Origin of the sequence: Lentzea rhizosphaerae (genome assembly GCF_042649515.1) — a bacterium.
GTDB classification, from domain to species: Bacteria; Actinomycetota; Actinomycetes; order Mycobacteriales; family Pseudonocardiaceae; genus Lentzea; species Lentzea aerocolonigenes.
Map to the genome: position 1 here is coordinate 132,655 of NZ_JBHRZI010000057.1, position 18,982 is coordinate 151,636.

At 69.5% G+C, this 18,982-nt stretch carries 19 protein-coding genes and 1 pseudogene; 6 read left to right on the forward strand and 14 right to left on the reverse strand.

What is annotated here, in order from left to right; all coding sequences use genetic code 11:
• Positions 1–91: 91 nt before the first annotated feature.
• Positions 92–1,297, forward strand: a complete 1,206-nt coding sequence (locus ACFOWZ_RS45180) for an Nramp family divalent metal transporter (protein WP_382380433.1) — start codon at positions 92–94, stop codon at positions 1,295–1,297.
• Here the strand turns inward: ACFOWZ_RS45180 and ACFOWZ_RS45185 are convergent.
• A complete protein-coding gene (locus ACFOWZ_RS45185; protein WP_382380435.1) occupies positions 1,276–2,232 on the reverse strand; it encodes a Gfo/Idh/MocA family protein in 957 nt (318 codons plus the stop codon). The two genes, ACFOWZ_RS45180 and ACFOWZ_RS45185, sit on opposite strands and share 22 nt — an antisense overlap.
• 22 nt (positions 2,233–2,254) lie before the next feature.
• Between ACFOWZ_RS45185 and ACFOWZ_RS45190 the strand changes: the two genes are divergently transcribed.
• Complete coding sequence (locus ACFOWZ_RS45190; protein ID WP_382380437.1) at positions 2,255–2,629, forward strand: YccF domain-containing protein; 375 nt, start codon at positions 2,255–2,257, stop codon at positions 2,627–2,629.
• 57 nt (positions 2,630–2,686) lie between these two features.
• On the opposite strand, the gene ACFOWZ_RS45195 is transcribed toward ACFOWZ_RS45190, so the two are convergent.
• The 6 genes from ACFOWZ_RS45195 to ACFOWZ_RS45220 all read right to left on the reverse strand — a co-directional run bounded on the left by ACFOWZ_RS45195 (position 2,687) and on the right by ACFOWZ_RS45220 (position 7,373).
• Positions 2,687–3,079: a VOC family protein gene (locus tag ACFOWZ_RS45195; protein WP_382380439.1), complete on the reverse strand. Its 393-nt coding sequence runs from the start codon at positions 3,077–3,079 to the stop codon at positions 2,687–2,689.
• A 104-nt stretch (positions 3,080–3,183) separates the two neighbouring features.
• On the reverse strand, positions 3,184–3,642 hold the full coding sequence (locus tag ACFOWZ_RS45200) for a serine hydrolase (RefSeq protein ID WP_382380441.1): 459 nt from the start codon (positions 3,640–3,642) through the stop codon (positions 3,184–3,186).
• Between the two features lie 39 nt (positions 3,643–3,681).
• Positions 3,682–5,277 (reverse strand): AMP-binding protein, encoded by a 1,596-nt coding sequence (locus ACFOWZ_RS45205; RefSeq protein WP_382380443.1) that lies wholly within the window; start codon positions 5,275–5,277, stop codon positions 3,682–3,684.
• Positions 5,278–5,291: 14 nt separating this feature from the next.
• A complete protein-coding gene (locus tag ACFOWZ_RS45210; RefSeq protein ID WP_382381299.1) occupies positions 5,292–6,077 on the reverse strand; it encodes a metallophosphoesterase in 786 nt (261 codons plus the stop codon).
• 53 nt (positions 6,078–6,130) lie between these two features.
• On the reverse strand, positions 6,131–6,922 hold the full coding sequence (locus ACFOWZ_RS45215) for an HAD-IIA family hydrolase (protein ID WP_382380445.1): 792 nt from the start codon (positions 6,920–6,922) through the stop codon (positions 6,131–6,133).
• Between the two features lie 4 nt (positions 6,923–6,926).
• Positions 6,927–7,373: a MarR family winged helix-turn-helix transcriptional regulator gene (locus tag ACFOWZ_RS45220; protein WP_382380447.1), complete on the reverse strand. Its 447-nt coding sequence runs from the start codon at positions 7,371–7,373 to the stop codon at positions 6,927–6,929.
• A gap of 115 nt (positions 7,374–7,488) precedes the next feature.
• Here ACFOWZ_RS45220 and moaA point away from each other — a divergent pair, with 115 nt between their 5' ends.
• Together moaA and ACFOWZ_RS45230 are read left to right on the forward strand one after the other, a co-directional pair.
• Positions 7,489–8,547, forward strand: coding sequence for a GTP 3',8-cyclase MoaA (moaA, locus tag ACFOWZ_RS45225; RefSeq protein ID WP_382380449.1), 1,059 nt, complete (start codon positions 7,489–7,491; stop codon positions 8,545–8,547).
• Positions 8,544–8,810, forward strand: a complete 267-nt coding sequence (locus tag ACFOWZ_RS45230; RefSeq protein WP_382380451.1) for a MoaD/ThiS family protein — start codon at positions 8,544–8,546, stop codon at positions 8,808–8,810. Before moaA ends, ACFOWZ_RS45230 begins: the two co-directional genes overlap by 4 nt.
• On the opposite strand, the gene ACFOWZ_RS45235 is transcribed toward ACFOWZ_RS45230, so the two are convergent.
• A complete protein-coding gene (locus ACFOWZ_RS45235; RefSeq protein WP_382380453.1) occupies positions 8,774–11,230 on the reverse strand; it encodes an ATP-binding protein in 2,457 nt (818 codons plus the stop codon). The genes ACFOWZ_RS45230 and ACFOWZ_RS45235 overlap by 37 nt on opposite strands.
• 28 nt (positions 11,231–11,258) lie before the next feature.
• On the reverse strand, positions 11,259–11,690 hold the full coding sequence (locus tag ACFOWZ_RS45240) for a hypothetical protein (RefSeq protein WP_382380455.1): 432 nt from the start codon (positions 11,688–11,690) through the stop codon (positions 11,259–11,261).
• Positions 11,691–12,105: 415 nt separating this feature from the next.
• Here ACFOWZ_RS45240 and ACFOWZ_RS45245 point away from each other — a divergent pair, with 415 nt between their 5' ends.
• Positions 12,106–12,747, forward strand: coding sequence for a transglycosylase family protein (locus tag ACFOWZ_RS45245; RefSeq protein WP_382380457.1), 642 nt, complete (start codon positions 12,106–12,108; stop codon positions 12,745–12,747).
• Positions 12,748–12,897: 150 nt separating this feature from the next.
• Here ACFOWZ_RS45245 and ACFOWZ_RS45250 read toward each other — a convergent pair whose 3' ends face one another.
• From ACFOWZ_RS45250 to ACFOWZ_RS45270, 5 genes and pseudogenes are all read right to left on the reverse strand, one after another.
• The gene (locus ACFOWZ_RS45250) at positions 12,898–13,050 is read right to left on the reverse strand and encodes a hypothetical protein (RefSeq protein WP_382380458.1); all 153 of its coding nucleotides are present in this window, start codon (positions 13,048–13,050) and stop codon (positions 12,898–12,900) included.
• A 357-nt stretch (positions 13,051–13,407) separates the two neighbouring features.
• Positions 13,408–14,285: pseudogene (locus tag ACFOWZ_RS45255) on the reverse strand (molybdenum cofactor biosynthesis protein MoaE).
• 8 nt (positions 14,286–14,293) lie between these two features.
• Positions 14,294–14,767 (reverse strand): cyclic pyranopterin monophosphate synthase MoaC, encoded by a 474-nt coding sequence (moaC, locus tag ACFOWZ_RS45260; protein WP_382380460.1) that lies wholly within the window; start codon positions 14,765–14,767, stop codon positions 14,294–14,296.
• Between the two features lie 82 nt (positions 14,768–14,849).
• Positions 14,850–16,232, reverse strand: coding sequence for an NAD-dependent malic enzyme (locus ACFOWZ_RS45265; RefSeq protein WP_382380462.1), 1,383 nt, complete (start codon positions 16,230–16,232; stop codon positions 14,850–14,852).
• A gap of 113 nt (positions 16,233–16,345) precedes the next feature.
• Positions 16,346–16,531 carry a hypothetical protein gene (locus ACFOWZ_RS45270; protein WP_382380464.1) on the reverse strand — a complete coding sequence of 62 codons (186 nt, stop codon included), beginning with the start codon at positions 16,529–16,531 and terminating at the stop codon, positions 16,346–16,348.
• 87 nt (positions 16,532–16,618) lie between these two features.
• Between ACFOWZ_RS45270 and ACFOWZ_RS45275 the strand changes: the two genes are divergently transcribed.
• Positions 16,619–18,868: a helicase-associated domain-containing protein gene (locus ACFOWZ_RS45275; protein WP_382380466.1), complete on the forward strand. Its 2,250-nt coding sequence runs from the start codon at positions 16,619–16,621 to the stop codon at positions 18,866–18,868.
• The last annotated feature ends 114 nt before the right edge of the window (positions 18,869–18,982 follow it).

Here is an 18,982-nt window from a genome sequence, read left to right on the forward strand (position 1 = left end):
GGGCCTTGCGTTACCTCTCGGGGAACGCGGGGGCCCCGCGTTCCCCGAGCCGGGCGCTTGTTGCGATAGGTTTGCAACAAGGGGGTGCTCGGTGGTCGCTGTCTCAACGCGTCTGCGTGCGGGTGCGGCGTTGCTCGGGCCGGCGTTCGTCGCCGCGATCGCGTACGTCGACCCCGGCAACGTGGCCACCAACACGGCGGCCGGCGCCCGCTTCGGGTACCTGCTCGTCTGGGTGCTCGTCGTCGCGAACGTGATGGCAGGGCTCGTGCAGTACCTGTCGGCGAAGCTCGGCCTGGTCACCGGGCAGTCGTTGCCGGAGGCGGTGCGCGATCACCTGCCGCGGCCGGTGCGGCTCGCGTACTGGGGCCAGGCGGAGGTCGTCGCGATGGCGACCGACCTGGCCGAGGTGCTCGGCGGTGCCGTCGCGCTGTCGATCCTCTTCGACCTGCCGCTGCTGCTCGGTGGCGTGATCACCGGTGTGGTGTCGACGGTTCTGCTGCTGGTGCAGGACAAGCGCGGGCAACGGCCGTTCGAGCGCGTGATCACCACGATGCTGGTCGTGATCGCGATCGGGTTCATGGCAGGGCTCTTCGTGTCACCGCCGTCGGTGTCCGGGGCGGTTTCCGGTCTGGTGCCGCGGTTCGACGGCTCGGACAGCGTGCTTCTCGCGGCGGGCATGCTCGGCGCGACCGTGATGCCGCACGCGGTGTACCTGCACTCGGCGCTGGCCCGCGACCGGCACGGCAGGAACCCGTCGGTGCTCGGCGCCACGAAGGCCGACGTCGTGGTCGCGATGCTGCTCGCCGGTGCGGTGAACACGGCGATGCTGCTCGTCGCCGCGTCTTCGTTGCAGGGTCGCAATGGTGTGGACACGCTGGAAGGAGCGCACGCGGCGGTCGGTTCGACGTTGGGCGGCGGGATCGCGCTGCTGTTCGCTTTCGGTTTGCTGGCTTCGGGTTTCGCGTCCACCGCCGTCGGTTGTTACGCCGGTGCCGTGGTGATGGACGGGCTGCTGCGGGTGCGGATTCCGTTGCCGGCAAGGCGAATCGTCACTCTGGTGCCCGCGCTGGCGATCCTGGCGTTCGGGGTCGACCCGACGTTCGCGCTGGTGCTGTCCCAGGTCGTGCTGTCGTTCGGCATCCCGTTCGCCCTGGTGCCCCTGGTGTGGCTGACCGCGCGCCGGCCGTTGATGGGCTCGTACACGAACCGGCGCTCGGTCACCGTTGCCGCTTCTGCGGTGGTGTTCGCTGTGGTGGTGCTGAACGTGGCGTTGATCTACTTGACGACGTCCGCGTAGCTCACGCCGATCTGACCCAGCGCCTCCTCCAGCGTGCGCATGACCTCCAGCGTGTTCTGCCAGGTGATCGCGGGACTCTCCGTGAGACCGGCGGCGACGCACTCCTCGACCGCGCGGATCTGGTGCGTGTAACCGCCGTCCTCGATCGTGTGCTCGACGCCGTTGATCGTCGCCTTGGTGGCGGCGAACATCGGCTCGGCGATGTCGATCCTGCCCTTGGTGCCGACGATGTCCGCGGTACAGCCGAGGTCCGCGACGAGCGAGCAGCTGAGCAACGCGTGGACGCCACCGGGGTACCCGAGCAGCAGGCCGGCGTCGGAGTCCACATCGGACGGTGACTTGCCGCCCCAGGCCCTGATCTCCTCGGGCACGCCGAGCAGCATGTGCGCGAGCGCGACCGGGTAGACGCCGAGGTCGAGCAACGCGCCGCCGCCCGCCTCCTTGGCCCAGAGCCGGTGGTCGGGGTCGAAGTCCAGGGAGAAGCCGAAGGTCGCGCGCAGGGACCGGACCTCGCCGATCTCACCGTTGCGGATGGCCTCGTGGACCTTGCGGACCAACGGGTTGAACCGCGTCCACATGGCCTCCATGAGGAAGAGGTTCTTCTCCGCCGCCTTGGCGACCATCTCCTCGGCCTGGGCGACCGTGAGCGCGAAGGCCTTCTCGCACAGCACGTGCTTCCCGGCGTCGAGCGCGGCGAGCGTGACCTCGTGGTGCTGCCCGTGCGGGGTCGCGACGTACACGACCTCGACGTCGGGATCAGCGAGAAGGTCGTGGTAGTCGCCGTACGCGCGCTCGATGCCGAACCGCTCGGCAAACGCTTGTGCCCTGCTCTGGTCACGCGAGGACACCGCGAGGACGTGCACGCCCTCGACCTTCAGCATGTCGGCGGTCACGGTCTGCGCGATACCGCCTGTAGCGATCACACCCCACTTCATGACGTGAGCTTAGATTGAAGGTATGCGCCTCATCCTGAACGTGATCTGGCTCGTGCTCGCCGGGTTCTGGATGGCCGTCGGCTACGCGGTCGCCGGCCTCATCTGCTGCGTCCTGATCATCACGATCCCGTGGGGCATCGCGTCGTTCCGGATCGCGAACTACGCGCTCTGGCCGTTCGGCCGCGAGGTCGTCGACAAGCCGGGCGCGGGCACCGGATCGTTGCTGGGCAACGTCATCTGGATCATCGTCGCCGGTTTCTGGCTCGCGATCGGCCACATCGTCACCGGCATCGCGCTGTGCGTGACGATCATCGGCATCCCGCTCGGCGTCGCCAACTTCAAGCTGGTGAAGGTCTCGCTGGTGCCGCTGGGCAAGGAGATCGTCGAGGTGCCGTGAGGATCTCCCGCTCCTCGTCGGGGGCGAGGAGCGGAAGACCACTCGGTGGCACGGCCGTCAGGCTTCGTCGCCCGTCAGCTCGTGCAGGCACAGGATGTTGCCCTCGGTGTCGCAGAACCACGCCGCGCGCTCGTTGCCCATGGTCGCGATGTGGTTGACCGTCTTGAGGTCGGGCATGTCGTAGTCCTCGAAGTGCACGCCCTTGCCCTCGAGCTCGCGGATCTCGCTCTCGAGGTCCGGCACCTCGAAACTGAGGACGGTGTGCGCGGTCTGCGCGCCCTTCTCCGCGGGCATCAGACCCAGTGAGTCGCCCTGGCCGAGCTCGAAGATCCGCGTGCCGTCCGCTCCGGTGGCGACGGGCTTCAGGCCGAGCATGTCCGAGTAGAAGCGCCCGGCGCGCTCGGCGTCCTCGACGGGCAGCATCGTGGTGGTTTTCGTGGCGGTGAGCATGCGCGCCTCCTTTTGGCGGAATCCACCGATGTTGCGCCCGTCACACTCCGTCCACAAGGGTCTTTGCGCCCCGTCGCCGCGGGTAGTTCCGCGATCACCGCAGGTCAGTCGGCCAGCGCTGCACCGACGATCGCCTTGACGTGGTCGAGGTCGGAGCCCCGCCCGGTCGGGTTCAGCGAGTAGACCACGCGGTGACGCAGGTCCCGCGTGGCGAAGAACCCGTTGTCCCAGCCGGGCCGCGACCCGGTCTTGCCCCACGCGTGCTCGCCGCTCGGCAGCCGGTACCGCATGAGCCCGCCGGCGCTGAAGCAGGACTCGGTGCCGAAGCAGTACTTCGTGTTGGTCACCGCGCCCGGCACGGACGGCACCTCGAACAGCAGCCTCTGCCGGGCGCGTGGCAACAGCCGGCCCTGGAACAACGCGACGAGGAACCGGTCCAGGTCGGCGGCCGTGGAGATGATGCCGCCCTCGGCCCACGGGTAGGGGCTCTGCTCGGTCACGTCGTCCCCGTTGACGTACACCTGCGCGTGGGGCGTGGGGATCGCCGGGCCGCCGACGCCCATCGGTGATCACCCCGGTCGGTCCCCGAGCCGCCCCTGGAGTCAGGCGTGCTCGGTGCTGTCGTCCAGCTCCAGCAGCTCCACGGCCTTCGCCCGCATCTCCACCTTGCGGACCTTGCCCGTGACCGTCATCGGGAACTCCTCGACGACGTGCACGTACCGCGGAATCTTGTAGTGCGCCAACTTCCCGGTGCAGTACTCCCGCACGGCCTGGGCGGTCAACCCCGAAGCACCCTCCCGCAGGCGCACCCACGCCATGAGCTCCTCGCCGTACTTGGCGTCGGGCACCCCGATCACCTGCGCGTCGAGCACGTCCGGGTGCGTGTAGAGGAACTCCTCGATCTCACGCGGGTAGATGTTCTCGCCGCCGCGGATGACCATGTCCTTGATGCGGCCGGTGATGTTCACGTAGTCGTCGTCGTCCATCACCGCGAGGTCGCCGGTGTGCATCCAGCCCGCCCGGTCCACCGCCTCCGCCGTCTTCTCCGGCTCGTCCCAGTAGCCGAGCATGACTGAGTAGCCGCGCGTGCACAGCTCCCCCGGCACCCCGCGCGGAACCGTGAGGCCCGTGTCCGGGTCGACGATCTTCACCTCCAGGTGCGGGCCGACCCTGCCGACCGTCCCAACGCGACGGTCGAGGGAGTCGTCGACGCGCGTTTGCGTTGACACCGGGGAGGTTTCGGTCATGCCGTAGCAGATCGACACCTCGCGCATGCCCATGCGTTCGACGACCTGCTTCATCACCTCGACCGGGCAGGGCGAGCCCGCCATGATGCCCGTGCGCAACGACGACAGGTCGTAGTCGTCGATCAGGTCGAGCATCGCGATGAACATCGTCGGCACGCCGTAGAGCGACGTGCACTTCTCTTCCTGAACCGCCGCAAGGGTTTTCGCCGGGTCGAACGCCGGGGCCGGGATCACCACGCACGCACCGTGGCTGGTGGCGGCGAGATTGCCCATGACCATGCCGAAGCAGTGGTAGAAGGGCGGCACCACGCAGATGCGGTCGTTCTCGGTGTAGCTCAGCAGCTCGCCGACGAAGTAGCCGTTGTTGAGGATGTTGTGGTGCGACAGCGTTGCGCCCTTGGGAAATCCCGTGGTGCCGGACGTGTACTGGATGTTGATCGGGTCGTCGCGGTCCAGCTCGACGTCCGGGATCTCACCGCCGGTCCACTGTGGATCGTCGACGAACACGACGTTGCGCAACGAGGGACAGCGCGGGCGGACCTCCTCGATCATGCCCGCGTAGTCCGAGGTCTTGAACGAGCGCGCGGAGACCAGCGTGTGGATGCCGGCCTGGTTCAGCACGTACTCCAGCTCGTGCACGCGGTACGCCGGGTTGACGTTGACCAGGATCGCGCCGATCCGGGCCGTCGCGTACTGCACGAAGACCCACTCCGCGCAGTTCGGCGCCCAGATGCCGACCCGGTCGCCCTTGCGCACGCCGAGCGTCACCAGCCCGGCTGCCGCTTTGTCGACTTCCGCCGACAGCTCCGCGTACGTCCACCGGCGATCTGTGGCCTTGTCGACAAGTGCCTCGCGGTCACCGAAGCGCGCGACGGTCGCCGCGAAGTTCGCGTGGATCGTGTCGCCCAGCAGCGGGGCGGCGGACGTGCCCGAGGAGTAGCTGGCGGTCATCCACCGAACGGTAGTCAGGCTTCGGCGTATGGCAAGGGGACGACCAGGCACGGACCGCCGCTGTAGAGGCCCGCGTCGATCGCCAGGACCTTGTCGTCGGCGTACACGAGCGGGCCGTCGATCTGGTCCGGAGGGACCCCGAGTTGATCAGCGATGACGCTGTGGCCGTGCACGATCTTGCTGCCGCCGAGGGTCGCCAGCAGCTCGTCTGCGATTTCCGGCCCCTGCGGACCGCGGAACGCGTACCGGGTCGTCATCTTGCGCCAGCACTCCCACCAGTCGACGAGGTCGTCGCCCTTGAGCACCTGGCGAACCGCGTCGTTGACCTCCTCGATCGAGGACCCCCATTCGAGGTAGGCCGCGGTGTCGGAGTGCATCAGCAGGTGGTCGTCGCGCAGCTTCAGCACGGGTCTGCTGGTGAGCCACTCGACGTGCGCGTCGGTCAGCCGGTCCTGGTCGCTGGGCAGCCCGCCGTTGAGCAGCCAGCTGCGCGCGAACGACCGCGGGCCCATGCTGTCCGGCACCTGCTCGTCGCCGAACCGGTACATGCCGAGCAGCAGCACCTCGTGGTTGCCGATCAACGAGTTGACCGAGCCGCCCGCCTGCGCCGCCTCCTCGCCGAGGCGCATCACCAGGTCGATCACGCCCACGCCGTCGGGGCCGCGGTCGACGAAGTCGCCGAGGAACCACAGCTCGGCCTCGCCACCCGTCCAGTGCCCTTCCTCGTCGCACAGCTCGGCGACGTGCAGGGCCCTGGTCAGTTCGGCGAGGTGCCCGTGCACGTCACCCACGACGTACATCGGGCGTCGGTCCGTGTCCACCTCCGCGACGATAGGTGATGAGCCCTCGCGCGTCAGTGGTCAGTCCAGTCGCCGAACGGGTCCTGAGAGTGACCGACGAGCTCGGCGATCGACTTCAGCACACGCGTCGGCCGGTACGGGTACATCTCGGCGTGCTCGGAGGTGAAGATCCCGGACAGCACGAGGATGGTCGACAGGCCCGCTTCCAGGCCCGACCGCACGTCGGTGTCCATCCGGTCGCCGATCATCAGCGCGTTCTCGGAGTGCGAGCCCAGCGCGCGCAGGGCCGACCGCATCATCAACGGGTTGGGCTTGCCCACGTAGTAGGGCTCACGGCCGGTGGCGCGCTCGATCAACGCCGCCACGGCGCCGGTCGCGGGCAGCGAGCCCTCGCGCGACGGGCCGGTCGCGTCGGGGTTGGTCGCGATGAACTTCGCGCCCTCCTCGACCAGGCGGATGGCCTTGGTGATCGCGGTGAAGCTGTAGGTGCGGGTCTCGCCGAGCACCACGTAGTCCGGGTCGCGGTCGGTCAGCACGTAGCCGATCTCGTGCAGCGCGGTGGTCAGGCCGGCCTCGCCGATCACGAACGCCGAGCCGTTCGGGCGCTGCGAGTCGAGGAACCTGGCCGTGGCCAGCGCGGACGTCCAGATCGATGACTCCGGGATGTCCAGGCCGGTGCGCTGCAGCCGCGCGCGCAGATCTCGTGGCGTGTAGATGGAGTTGTTGGTGAGCACGAGGAACGGGGTGTCGGAGGAGCGCAGCTCCGCGACGAACTCGTCCGCTCCGGGAATGAGGTGCTCCTCGTGCACGAGGACGCCGTCCATGTCCATCAAGTAGTGCCACATGGACCTAAGTATCGATCACGCGCTTGCGGAACGTCTCGACCTGGAGCTTGAGATAACGCTCGATCACCTGGAGTTCGTCGGCGTCGAACTGGTCGAGGACCTCGACGAGGCTGGCCTGGGCCTTCTCGAACAGGTGACCGAACTTCACGAACTCCGCGGGCGTGACCTCGACCAACACCTTCCGGCGGTCGTGCGGGTCACGGACACGACGGACATATCCGGCACGTTCGAGCCGGTCGATGACCCCGGTGACGGCACCGGTGGACAGGCCCGACAGCTCGGCGATCCGACCCGCGGTGAGCGGCCCTTCCGCCCGTATGGCGAGATCGAGGCACTTCTCGTCGGTCGTGGACAGGCCCATCTGCTCGGCGACCTTCGTGTGGAACATGATCGTGAGCGCACTGTGCTCCCGCATGTACCAGGTGAACCTCTCCAGCGCCTCAGGTTCCATGTCGAACATCTTAGCTGCTAAGACAATTCCTTGTGACTGTGCTCCAAACGGGCGGAACGTGAGAAACCTCGTTCTTGGAGTCATCCACAACGGGTTGTTCATTACCCTAAATAAGGTGACAGCAGTGGACTTGGGACTACCGATCGTGCGCGGCACGCCCGACGCGTCCGCACGGCCTGACACGCCGCTGCTCGTCGACAGGTTCGGCAGGGTCGCGACGGACCTCCGCGTGAGCCTCACCGACCGTTGCAACCTGCGCTGCACCTACTGCATGCCCGCCGAGGGCCTCGACTGGCTGCAGAAGGACGAGCTGCTCACCGACGCCGAGCTGATCCGGCTCATGCGGATCGCGGTCGTCGACCTCGGCGTCACCGACATCCGCTTCACCGGCGGCGAGCCGTTGCTGCGCCGTGGCCTGGAGCAGGTCATCGCCGCCACGGCCGAGCTGGAGCCGCGCCCGCGCATGTCGATGACCTCGAACGGCATCGGGCTGTCACGGCGGGCGAAGTCGCTCAAGGACGCCGGCCTGAACCGGATCAACGTCTCGCTGGACACCCTCGACCCCGACCGGTTCGCCACGCTGACCAGGCGCGACCGCATCACCGACGTGCTGGACGGGCTCGACGCCGCCCGCGAGGCCGGGCTGGAGCCGGTGAAGGTCAACTCCGTGCTGATGCGCGGCGTGAACGACGACGAGGCCGTGCCGCTGCTGCGGTTCTGCGTCGAGAACGGCTACCAGCTGCGGTTCATCGAGCAGATGCCGCTGGACGCGCAACACGGCTGGACGCGCACGAACATGGTCACGGCCGATGAGATCCTCACGAAGCTCTCGTCCGCGTACACACTCACGGCCGAGGAAACCCCTCGCGGCGGTGCCCCTGCCGAACGCTGGCTCGTCGACGGCGGCCCGTCGGTCGTCGGGGTGATCGCGTCGGTGACCAGGCCGTTCTGCGCTGCCTGCGACCGCACCCGGCTCACCTCGGACGGCCAGATCCGCAACTGCCTGTTCAGCCAGGGCGAGACCGACCTGCGCACGCTGCTGCGCGACGGCAGCCCAGACTCCGCCATCGCCGACGCCTGGCGCGCCACGATGTGGGCGAAGGCGGCCGGTCACGGCATCAACGACGCGGGCTTCCACCAGCCCGACCGCCCCATGAGCGCCATCGGAGGATGACAGTGACCGTCGCCGTGAGGATCCGCTACTTCGCGGGCGCGCGGGCAGCGGCCGGGGTGGCCGACGAGGACCTGCTGCTGGACACCTCGGAGCCCACCGTGGCGCTCGTCGTCAGCACGATCGGCGAACGCCACGGCGACAAGCTCGGCAAGGTCCTCGCGGCGTCCAGCTTCCTGCTCGACGGCGTCGCCGTGCGGGACACGTCGACGCGCGTGCCCACCGGTGCTCAGCTGGACGTGCTGCCGCCGTTCGCGGGCGGCTGAGCGAGCACCTCCCGCAGTTCGGAGTCCCACAGGTGGCACTCGGTCTCCTCGGCGAGCGCCTGAGCCTCCCGTGCGGTCCGGTCCGCGGCGGCGTGGTCGCCGAGTGAGCGTTGGACGCGGGCGAGGACGATGAGCACGCGGACGGCACGCACCCGCAGTTCGCTCGCTGCCGCGCGATCCCTGGCCCGCAGAGCCAGCTCCAACGCCTCCTGCAGCTCACCTGCGGCGTGGTGGTCGGCTGCGAGCCCGGCCAGGTTCTCCATCTCCCCGCGCACGTAGCCGTTCCCGACGCTGAGCGCGAGGCCCGCGCGATGAGCGGCGAGCGCCTGGTCGAGGTCACCGAGCTCGCGGTGCGCGTCGCCGATCGAGTCGTGGAGGTCGGCCTCCTCCCGCTGGAGGTTGCCGTCCTGGGCGATCTTCAACGCCTTGAGCCACGCCTCCAGCGCCTCTTTCGTCCTGCCCTCGTGCATGGTCACCATCACACCCGCCGAAACGGCTCCCACCGGGTGCGCCAGCTCGGCCGGCACCTGCCTGCGCAGCTCGGCGGCTTCGTCCAGGAACGACTGAACGAGGTCGAACTTCCCGTGGTAGGTGAGGACCTCGGTGATCGCGTCGAGTGCGTACAGCTTCATGTGCGGCAGGTCCTGCGCCTCGGCGAGCTCGAGCACGCGCTCGACGTTGGCCAGCGACTTCGACAGCGGACCCAGGTCGAGGTAGGTGCCGCCGAGGTTGAACGCCACGGCGACGTTCTCGGGCTGCAGCTCCCGTGCGGCCGTCAGCGCCTCGACCGAGTCGCTCAGCCTGCCGAGTTGCTGGTACGCGATGCCGCTGTTGATCAGCAACGACACCAGCATCCGGTCGTCGGGCTGCCGTCGCAGCAACTCGCGCGCACGGCCGAACTCCACGACCGCGTCGGACAGCTCGCTCACGGCGAAGTGCGCGAGGCCGATGCTGCCGTGCATCACGGCCTGTGCCAGCACGTCGCCCGCCTCGACCGCCGCCGCGAGCCCCGCCCTGGCCGCCACGAACCAGTCGACTCGGTAGGACTGGAAGAAGAAGTAGGCGCGCAGCATGTCCGCGAGCAGCCACGCCACCGGTGCCGGGCCCGCGTGCGGAATGGCGGCGACGATGTTGCCGCGTTCGGCGTCGAACCACGCGAGCGCGTCCGCCTGGGTCTCGACGTCGTGCCGCGGCAGGTCGTCGGGCAGCTGCGGCACCGGCATGCGCGCGAAGTCGGGGGTGGCGGTCCTGGCGGCCGCTTCGGCGTTGAGGAGGTAGTAGTCGAGCAGCCTCGTGCGTTGGCTCGTGTCCCCTCCGGTCAGGCGCAGCGCGTACATGCGGAGGAGGTCGTGCAGGCTGTACCTGTTCTCGTTGCGCTGCACCAGGTTCGCGGCCACGAGCTGCTGGAGCGGTTCGTCCGCCCGGTGCCCGAGCAGCGCGGTGGCGGCCTCGACACCGAAGTCCTGACCGGGAACCAGCCCGAGCAGGCGGAACAACCGTTGCGCCTCAACGGGTTGCGCGCGGTACGACAGGTCGAACGTGGCGTTGACGGCCGCGTCGCCCTCGATCTCGAGCGCGTCGAGCCGGTCGTCGCCGCGCAGGTCCTCGAGGTAGTCGGAGAGGTGGCCGGCCGCCACGTTCGCGGCCGCGATGCGCAGGGCCAGCGGCAGGTGCGCGCAGAGCCGGACGAGCTCGGCCCTGTCGTCGGCGGAACCGGTGATCCGCATCCTGGCGAGGAGCTCCTGCGCCTCGTCCTGCGCGAACACGGCCAGCCTGACCTGCTCGTGCTCGGGCATCTCGACGCGGCTGGTGGTGATCACGCGGCACCGTCCGGCGGGCAGCAGCGGGCCGAGCAGCTCCGGCGTGGCGTTGTCGATCACCACGAGCACCGCGCGGTCCGCCGTCATCTTCCGGAACAGCTCGGACTGCTGCTCGACGTCAACGGGGATGTCCTCGGCCCCGAGCGCGCGCAGGAACCGGTGCAGCGCCTGGTTCGGCGTCATCGTGGCGCCCTCGGCGAACGCGCGGAGGTTCACGTGCAGCTGGCCGTCGGGGAACCGCTCGGCCAGCCGGTGCGCGACGTGGACCGCGAGCGAGGTCTTGCCGACACCGGGCGGCCCCGTGATCGCGAGCACCGGTGCCGTGCTGTGCAGCGCCGCGGCGATCTCGTCGGCGCGCCCGACGAAGTCCGGCAGGTCGGCGGGCAGCTGTCGCGGGCCGGGCTTGCGCAGCACGAGCCGGTAGCCGGCGGGCTCGGTGACGACCTGTTCGGTGGTCCTCAGCCGTTGCACGAGGTTGCGCAGCGCCGCCTTGGGGTTGGCGGGCCTGTCGTCGCCCCACACGGCGTCGATGAGCTCGTCGAACGACACGGGCTGACCGGGCCTCGCGGCCAGCGCGCGCCGGAGCGCGTCGATTCTCATTCTTCCGATCTTGGCGAGTGGATCTCGATCAGTCGATCGCGGCCACGACCAGCACGACCTCGTCCGCCCCGATCAGCACGAACTCCTGGAACTCCCACAGGACCCAGCCCCAGTCGTGGATCGCCTCCCCGCCGAGCTCGCGCAGCCGGTAGACCCGTTGCGCGGCGAGCACTTCCTTCTTGACCTCCGCACACGCGGGCAGCTCGGCCGCTGCCGTGCTGACGTCGACCCGGTCGAAGCTCTCCGGTGTGACGGCTTCGCGCCAGTACGGCCCGTGCCGCGCGGGATCGGAACCGGGCTCACCACCGGCGTGATCGCAGCCGTAGACGTCGTGCGCGATCAGCGCGGCGAGCACGGACCGGTCCTCGGCGCCCTCCGGCAGCCGGAACCGCGTGATGTCGACCCACCCGTCGGCGTGCCTGACGATTTCGTGTCCCGCAGGGGCGGCCTGAAGTCTCATAGGCGGTTGATCGTAGGGCGGCTTCACGTCCGTGTCCGGCGTGTCGCGGATGGCCTAGCGCGCGTGAGCCACGCCTCACTTTCCGTGATAAATCTCGGCCGATCTCAGAATGGAAACGGACCGATAACGACACCTTTGAACTGCGGTTTTGTAGACTCCGCACAACGATTCGGAGCGTTACTGTGATGCGCGTCACAGTCGGAAACGTTTGGTGAGCCCCCGCCCGGTTACGTACGGTCGCTCCTCGGCTGGCCCGAACCGGCCACGAGCAAGACCGGAGAACCGAGCACCGAGCCCAGTCCGAGGGTTCTCCGGAACAAACCCCGAGCGAGAGAAACCGCCGGACTGGGACGCAGGGACACACCGGGCCCCGAACCCGAGTTCCTGGCAGCAGGTGCGGTGGACCGAGAGGCACATGGCTTTCAACCGAGGCAAGCAGGGCAAGCAGGGTTCCACCGCCGCTCGCACTATCGCCAAGGTCGCGGCCGTCGGCATCATCGCCGGCGCCCCTCTGGGCCTGGCCGTTGGCACCGCCAACGCCGCCCCTGGATTGGACTGGGACGCACTCGCGCAGTGCGAGGCCAGTGGCAACTGGGCCGCCAACACCGGCAACGGCTACTACGGCGGTCTCCAGTTCACGCAGCAGACCTGGAACGCCTACGGCGGCCAGGGCAACCCGGCCAACGCCTCCCGCGAGCAGCAGATCGCTGTCGCCGAGCGCGTCCTCGCCGGCCAGGGCCCCCAGGCGTGGCCCGCCTGCACCGCCAAGCTGGGCGCCTACAAGGGCCAGCAGCCGCGCAAGGCCGCCCCGGCCCCGCAGCAGCAGCGCAAGGCCCAGCCGCAGCAGCGCCAGGCCGCCGCCCCGGTGGCCCCCGTGGCCGTCGCGGCTTCGAAGTCGAACCCGAACGGCAACTACGAGATCAAGCCGGGCGACACGCTGTCGAAGATCGCCGAGGCCAACAAGGTCGAGGGCGGCTACCAGGCCATCGTGGAGAAGAACAAGGACTTCCTCACGAACCCGGACCTGATCTTCCCGGGCCACAAGATCCTGATCTGATCGCCTTCTGATCCGCAGTCCCGATGACGTGGACTGGCGCAGGAACCAGGGATCTCACCGCTACCCCCCGGCGGTGAGGTCCCTGCCTGCGTTTCCGGGGCGGAATGGCGTGCCGAGCGGCTTGCCGGGCAGTGGGGCGTGCCGAGCGGCTTACGGGCAGTGGGGCGCGCCGAGCGGCTTACCGGCGGCCGGGTAGCGGTAAGCGGCACCGAGCGCGGCGAAGCCCAGGACTGCGGGCCGCCCCACCTGCCACAGCCACACCAGCCCCGGCGTGTCGAGGAGTCGGCTAAGCCGCGACGGCACCCCCACCAACCGCGATGGCGAAGCCGAGCCGGACAGGGCGATGCGAACGCAGGCAACCGGTGATGACGGAAGCCGAACAACAAACGCGACCACGCACGCTTGCGATTGGGGCTTGACTTTGGGAGCGAGGTGCTAGCCTTTTCGGATCGGGCGGGTGCGGAGCATCCGACCTTTTCCGCCCGACACAGCGCCTCGCAAGGGCCCCGAAGTCAAGCCCCAATCGCAATGCGGCGATGAAATGACCCGGCTCGTCATACGGCCCAGCCGACCACCAACGCAACGCGACATGACCGCATCGGTGACCCCTCCGCTGGAACGCGCACGCTCCAACACAAGCCGACCCGCGCAAGCGAAGAATCAGGGGCAGTTAACCCACTCGTCCTCGCCCCCAGGAAAAACCTGCCGCTTCCAAACCGGCAACCGAGCCTTGACTTCATCCACCAAGTCAGAGCACAACGAAAACGCTTCCCCCCGGTGCTCAGCCGCCACCGCACAGGCCAACGCCACGTCGCCGATCTTCAACGGCCCAACCCGATGCGAAACAGCAATCCCGTGCACCCCGGGATACTTGGCAGCCAACGAGGACACGACCTCAGCCACGACATCCCCAGCAGACGGGTGCGAGTGGTACTCCAACTCCACCACCGAACGCCCACCGTCGTGATCCCTCACCACGCCGGAGAAGGTCACCACAGCGCCGGCCCGGTCAGAGGCCACCAGCGCCGCGTGCTCCTCGACCGACAGCGGCTCCTCGGTCACGACCGCCCTCAGCACGACACTCACTTGTGGTCACCTCCACGCAGTTGGTCCAGCGCATGCTCTACGACGGTGCCGAGCACGTCCAGCCCGTCCCGCACCCCGCCTGTCGACCCGGGCAGGTTCACGATCAACGTCCGGCCGGCAACACCGGCCACTCCGCGGGACAGCACGGAACCCGGCACGCGCGGCCATCCCGACATCCGGATGACGTCGGCGAGCCCAGGCACCTCGTAGTCCAGGACGGCACGCGTGGCCTCCGGCGTGCGGTCGGTCGGGTTGATCCCGGTCCCACCGGTGGTCACCACGAGGTCGGCCCCCGAAGAGACCGCCTGGACCAACGCCTCCCGAACTGGATCCCCATCCGGAACCACCGAAGAAGAAACCGAGAACCCGCGCGCAGAAAGCCACGACACGATGATCGGGCCGCTGCGGTCCTCGTAGACCCCGGCCGCGGCGCGGTTGGAGGCCGTGATCACCACTGCCTTCACGGACGCTCCCACAGGCCCGACTTGCCGCCTTCCTTGCGCTCCACCCGCACCGCGTCCAGGGAGGCGGCCGGGTCGACGGACTTCACCATGTCGTGCAGGGTCAGGCCCGCCACGGAGACGGCGGTCAGTGCCTCCATCTCCACGCCCGTGCGGTCGGTGGTGCGGACCGTGGCCGTGATCAGCACGGAGTCCTCGGCCAGGGCCAGGTCCACCACCACCGACGACAGGGCGATCGGGTGGCACAGCGGCACCAGTTCCCACGTGCGCTTCGCGGCCATGATGCCGGCGATGCGGGCCGTGGCCAGGGCGTCGCCCTTGGGCAGGCCGTCGGCGCCCAGCAGCTCCACCACCTCGGCGGTCGTGTGCAGGATTCCGGTGGCCACGGCCGTCCGGGTGGTCTGCTCCTTGCCGGAGACGTCGACCATGCGGGCCGCGCCGTGGGAGTCCAGGTGGGTGAACTGCTTGGTCATACCGCGATCGTATGCCCGTCTCCCGGGAACGCAGGGGCCCCGCGTTCCCGTGGAGGAAACGCAGGGCCCCGCGTTCCGGAAATCAGGAGTTGGCGGCCTTGCGCACCGCTTCCGCCACCGCCGGAGCGACCGTGTTGTCGAAGACCGACGGGACGATGAACGACGCGTTCAGGCGGTCGCCGTCCACCACGTCCGCGATCGCCGAGGCGGCGGCCAGGAGCATCGCGTCGGTGATCGTGCGAGCGTGCGCGTCCAGCAGGCCGCGGAACACGCCGGGGAACGCCAGGACGTTGTTGATCTGGTTCGGGAAGTCCGAACGGCCGGTGGCGACGACGGCGGCGTGCTGCTGGGCCTCCATCGGGTCGATCTCCGGGTCCGGGTTGGCCAGCGCGAACACGATGGCGTCCTTCGCCATGGTCGCGACCTGCTCCGCGCCGAACAGGTTCGGGGCCGAGACGCCGATGAACACGTCCGAGCCGACGAGCGCGTCGTGCAGGCGGCCGGACTGGTTGTCCTTGTTGGTGGACGCGGCGATGGACTTCAGGTTCGAGTCCAGGCCGGGGCGGTCGCGGTGCACGATGCCGTCGACGTCCACGGCGATGATGTCGCCGGGCGTCTGGGCCTGCAGCAGGCGGATGATCGCGGAACCGGCGGCGCCGACACCGCACACCGTGATGCGGCAGTCCTTGATGTCCTTGCCCACCACGCGAAGTGCGTTCCGCAGCGCGGCGACGACGACGATCGCGGTGCCGTGCTGGTCGTCGTGGAAGACCGGGATGTCGAGCTTCTCGCGCAGGCGGGCCTCGATCTCGAAGCAGCGCGGCGCGGAGATGTCCTCGAGGTTGATGCCGCCGTACACGGGAGCGATGAGCTCGACCGCGCGGATGATCTCCTCGGTGTCCTGGGTGTCCAGGCAGACCGGCCAGGCGTCGACGCCGGCGAACTTCTTGAACAGCGCGGCCTTGCCCTCCATCACCGGCAGGGCGGCGGCGGGGCCGAGGTTGCCCAGGCCCAGCACGGCGGACCCGTCGGTCACCACGGCGACGGTGTTGCGCTTGATCGTCAGGCGGCGCGCGTCGTCCGGGTTCTTGGCGATCGCCTCACACACACGAGCCACACCTGGCGTGTACGCGCGCGACAGGTCGTCACGGTTGCGCAGCGGCACCTTCGACGAGATCTCGATCTTGCCGCCGAGGTGCACGAGGAACGTGCGGTCCGACACCTTGCGGACGACGATGCCGGGCAACGTCTCCAGCGTGTCGGTGATGTCCTTGGCGTGGTTCGCGGACAGCGCGTTGCACGTGAGGTCGATGACGACGCGGTCGGTGTGCGACTCGACGACGTCGAACGCCGTGATCACCCCGCCGGCGCGGCCGACGGCCGAGGTGAGGTCACCCGCGGCGCTCGCTGACGGCGGCGCCTCCAGACGAACGGTGATCGAGTAACCAGGGCCGGGGACCGGCATCGTCGTCCTCCCACGAAGTGCTGCTCAAGCGGGAAGTGAGCCTATCCCCGGCCCCATTGCGGTACGCACGCGACTCGACAGAGTTAAGACCGCTCTGACAGTCCGATCAGGACTCAGGACTTGTTGATCTCGGTGACCGGGTGCGTGTAGCCGAGGTCCTCCACCGGCAGCGGGAACGTCACCGTGCCGAACGGGGAGAGCGCACCCTGCAGGTCGCTGGTCAGTTCGGTGACGGGGTGGCCACCGTCGGGGCCCTCCGGCCAGTGCGGGTCGACCCGTCCAGGGCGTCCTTTCGCCACGATCTCCTCCTCGGTGATGCCTGGTGAACGGGCACAAGTGTGACAGAGCACGACGAGTTCTCCACCGGCCCATATACCGTGGTGAGAATGTCCGGCATCACTCTCGCCGACTGGCTGCGAGCCAGGGACGACGCCGCTCTCGTGGCACTGCTGCGCGCGCGTCCTGACCTGGCAACGCCCCCACCTGCCGATATGTCCGTCCTCGCGACGCGGGTCGGCACCAGGGCGTCGATCGCGCGCGCCTGCGAGGACCTCGACACGTTCACGCTCGCGGTGCTCGAAGGCCTGGTCGTGCTGGGCGCGGACGCCGAGCCCGTGGCGTTGGCCACACTCGCGCGGGTGCTCGGGCCGGACGTGAAGCCCAAGCCGCTCAAGCAGGCCGTCGCGAAGCTCGAGTCGCTCGCGCTCGCGTGGGGCGACGACGAGCTGTCGGTGCCGCCGGTCACGCGGGAGGCGTTCGGCACCTATCCCGGCGGGCTGGGCAGGTCCACGGGACAGACGTACGACCTCCAGGACATCACCGAGGGCGAGCAGCGGGTCCTGCACAAGCTCGCCGCCGGACCGCCCGTCGGCGACACCAAGGACGCCTCACGGGTCGTGCCGCTCGAGAAGGCCGAGACGCCCGTGCAACGGCTGCTCGCCCGCGGTCTGCTGCTGCGGCGCGACCCCGGCACCGTCGAGCTGCCCCGGGAGATCGGCCTCCAGCTGCGCGGTGAACGCCCGCTCGGCCCGATCCAGGTCACCGAGCCGAAGCCGAAGACGACGGCCCTCCAGCAGTCCAGCGTGGACGCCACCGGTGGTGGTGAGGCACTGGAGCTCGTCCGGCACGTCGAGAACCTGATCGCGAGCTGGTCCGCGGAGCCGCCGCCGGTGCTGAGGACGGGCGGTCTGGGCGTCCGCGAGCTGCGCAAGGTCGTGAAGGACCTCGACGTCGACGAACGCAGGGCCGCCCTGCTGATCGAGCTCGTGGTCGGCGCGGACCTCGCCGCGAACACCGAGGCGAGCGAACCGGAGTGGGTGCCGACGACCAAGGCCGACGTGTGGCTCGCCGCGACCACCGAGGTCCGCTGGGCCACGCTCGCGCACGCCTGGCTGGAACTGCCGAGGCTCCCCGCGCTGGTCGGCCGCCGCGACGAGAAGGACAAGCTCTTCAACCCCCTCGCGGACGAGATCCGCCGCGCGCAGGCACCTCGCGACCGCCGGTGGATCCTCGAGTCGCTCGAAGCGTTCCCCAAGGGCACCGCGATCGCGAACCCCGCAGACCTGGCCGCGCTGCTCGGCTGGCGGGCACCGCGCAGGGGCGGGCGGCAGCGCGACGAGCTGGTGCGCTGGACGGTCGAGGAGGGCACCGCGGTCGGTGTGCTCGCCCTCGGCGCGATCACCAGCGCCGGCCGCGTGCTGCTCGACGAGGGCCCCGGCCACGCCGCCAAGACGCTCGCCGACGCACTGCCCGCACCGCTCGACCACGTGCTCGTGCAGGCCGACCTCACCGTGATCGCGCCCGGCCGGCTCGAACCGGAGCTCGCGGACGAGATGGCGCTGGTCGCGAACGTCGAGTCCGCGGGCAGCGCGACTGTCTACCGGATCAGCGAGACCACGGTCCGCCGCGCGCTCGACTCCGGCCGCACCGCCGACGAGCTGCACGAACTCTTCAAGACCCGCTCGCGCACCCCGGTTCCGCAGTCGTTGACGTACCTGATCGACGACGCCGCGCGCCGCCACGGAAGGCTGCGCGGAGGTGCCGCCGGCTCGTTCCTGCGGTGCGACGACCCGGTGCTGATCAGCGAGGTGCTCGCACACCCGGAGGCGGCGAGGCTGGAGCTGCGCCGGATCGCGCCGACCGTGTTGGTCAGCCCGTTGCCGCTGGCCGACGTGCTGGACGGGCTGCGCTCGGCCGGGTTCGCCCCGGCCGCGGAAGGCCCCGACGGCCAGGTCCTCGACCTGCGGCCGGGCGGTCGCCGGACCACGCCGAGGCAGCGGTCCGCCCGCAAACCGGCGTCACCCGCCGTGCCCGCCGACGAGCGGTTGGGTGAACTCGTCCGGCTGGTCCGCGCGGGAGATCGTGCCGCCGCGACACCACGGGGTGAACGCATCGCGGTCCCCGGCCACCTCGGCGCCGGGCCGTCCGCCACCCTGTCGTTGCTCCAGCAGGCTGCACGGGCGCGACGCAGAGTGCTCGTCGGGTTCGTCGACTCGCACGGCACGGCGGCGCAACGCGTGATCGAGCCCCACCTCGTCGGCGGTGGCGTGCTGGAGGGCTACGACCACAGCTACGGAGAGGTGCTGAGGTTCCCTCTTCATCGCATCACGTCCGCCGCATTGGTGGACGAGGCCTGACGGTCGGTCATCCCCCGGTCGAACCGCACGTACACCCTTGCGTGCGCGCGTCGCGACCTAGCGTCGAGTGGCGTGGGCGTTTCACGACGCCCACTCGACGAAGGAGGAGCAACG

What these genes read in the sequence shown, in the direction of transcription:
- ACFOWZ_RS45185 (WP_382380435.1), bottom strand. Translation starts at nt 2,232, where the DNA reads ATGAAGTGGGGTGTGATCGCTACAGGCGGTATCGCGCAGACCGTGACC.
- ACFOWZ_RS45190 (WP_382380437.1), top strand. Translation starts at nt 2,255, where the DNA reads ATGCGCCTCATCCTGAACGTGATCTGGCTCGTGCTCGCCGGGTTCTGG.
- ACFOWZ_RS45195 (WP_382380439.1), bottom strand. Translation starts at nt 3,079, where the DNA reads ATGCTCACCGCCACGAAAACCACCACGATGCTGCCCGTCGAGGACGCC.
- ACFOWZ_RS45200 (WP_382380441.1), bottom strand. Translation starts at nt 3,642, where the DNA reads ATGGGCGTCGGCGGCCCGGCGATCCCCACGCCCCACGCGCAGGTGTAC.
- ACFOWZ_RS45205 (WP_382380443.1), bottom strand. Translation starts at nt 5,277, where the DNA reads ATGACCGCCAGCTACTCCTCGGGCACGTCCGCCGCCCCGCTGCTGGGC.
- ACFOWZ_RS45210 (WP_382381299.1), bottom strand. Translation starts at nt 6,077, where the DNA reads ATGTACGTCGTGGGTGACGTGCACGGGCACCTCGCCGAACTGACCAGG.
- ACFOWZ_RS45215 (WP_382380445.1), bottom strand. Translation starts at nt 6,922, where the DNA reads ATGTGGCACTACTTGATGGACATGGACGGCGTCCTCGTGCACGAGGAG.
- ACFOWZ_RS45220 (WP_382380447.1), bottom strand. Translation starts at nt 7,373, where the DNA reads ATGGAACCTGAGGCGCTGGAGAGGTTCACCTGGTACATGCGGGAGCAC.
- ACFOWZ_RS45230 (WP_382380451.1), top strand. Translation starts at nt 8,544, where the DNA reads ATGACAGTGACCGTCGCCGTGAGGATCCGCTACTTCGCGGGCGCGCGG.
- ACFOWZ_RS45235 (WP_382380453.1), bottom strand. Translation starts at nt 11,230, where the DNA reads ATGAGAATCGACGCGCTCCGGCGCGCGCTGGCCGCGAGGCCCGGTCAG.
- ACFOWZ_RS45240 (WP_382380455.1), bottom strand. Translation starts at nt 11,690, where the DNA reads ATGAGACTTCAGGCCGCCCCTGCGGGACACGAAATCGTCAGGCACGCC.
- ACFOWZ_RS45245 (WP_382380457.1), top strand. Translation starts at nt 12,106, where the DNA reads ATGGCTTTCAACCGAGGCAAGCAGGGCAAGCAGGGTTCCACCGCCGCT.
- moaC (WP_382380460.1), bottom strand. Translation starts at nt 14,767, where the DNA reads ATGACCAAGCAGTTCACCCACCTGGACTCCCACGGCGCGGCCCGCATG.
- ACFOWZ_RS45265 (WP_382380462.1), bottom strand. Translation starts at nt 16,232, where the DNA reads ATGCCGGTCCCCGGCCCTGGTTACTCGATCACCGTTCGTCTGGAGGCG.
- ACFOWZ_RS45275 (WP_382380466.1), top strand. Translation starts at nt 16,619, where the DNA reads ATGTCCGGCATCACTCTCGCCGACTGGCTGCGAGCCAGGGACGACGCC.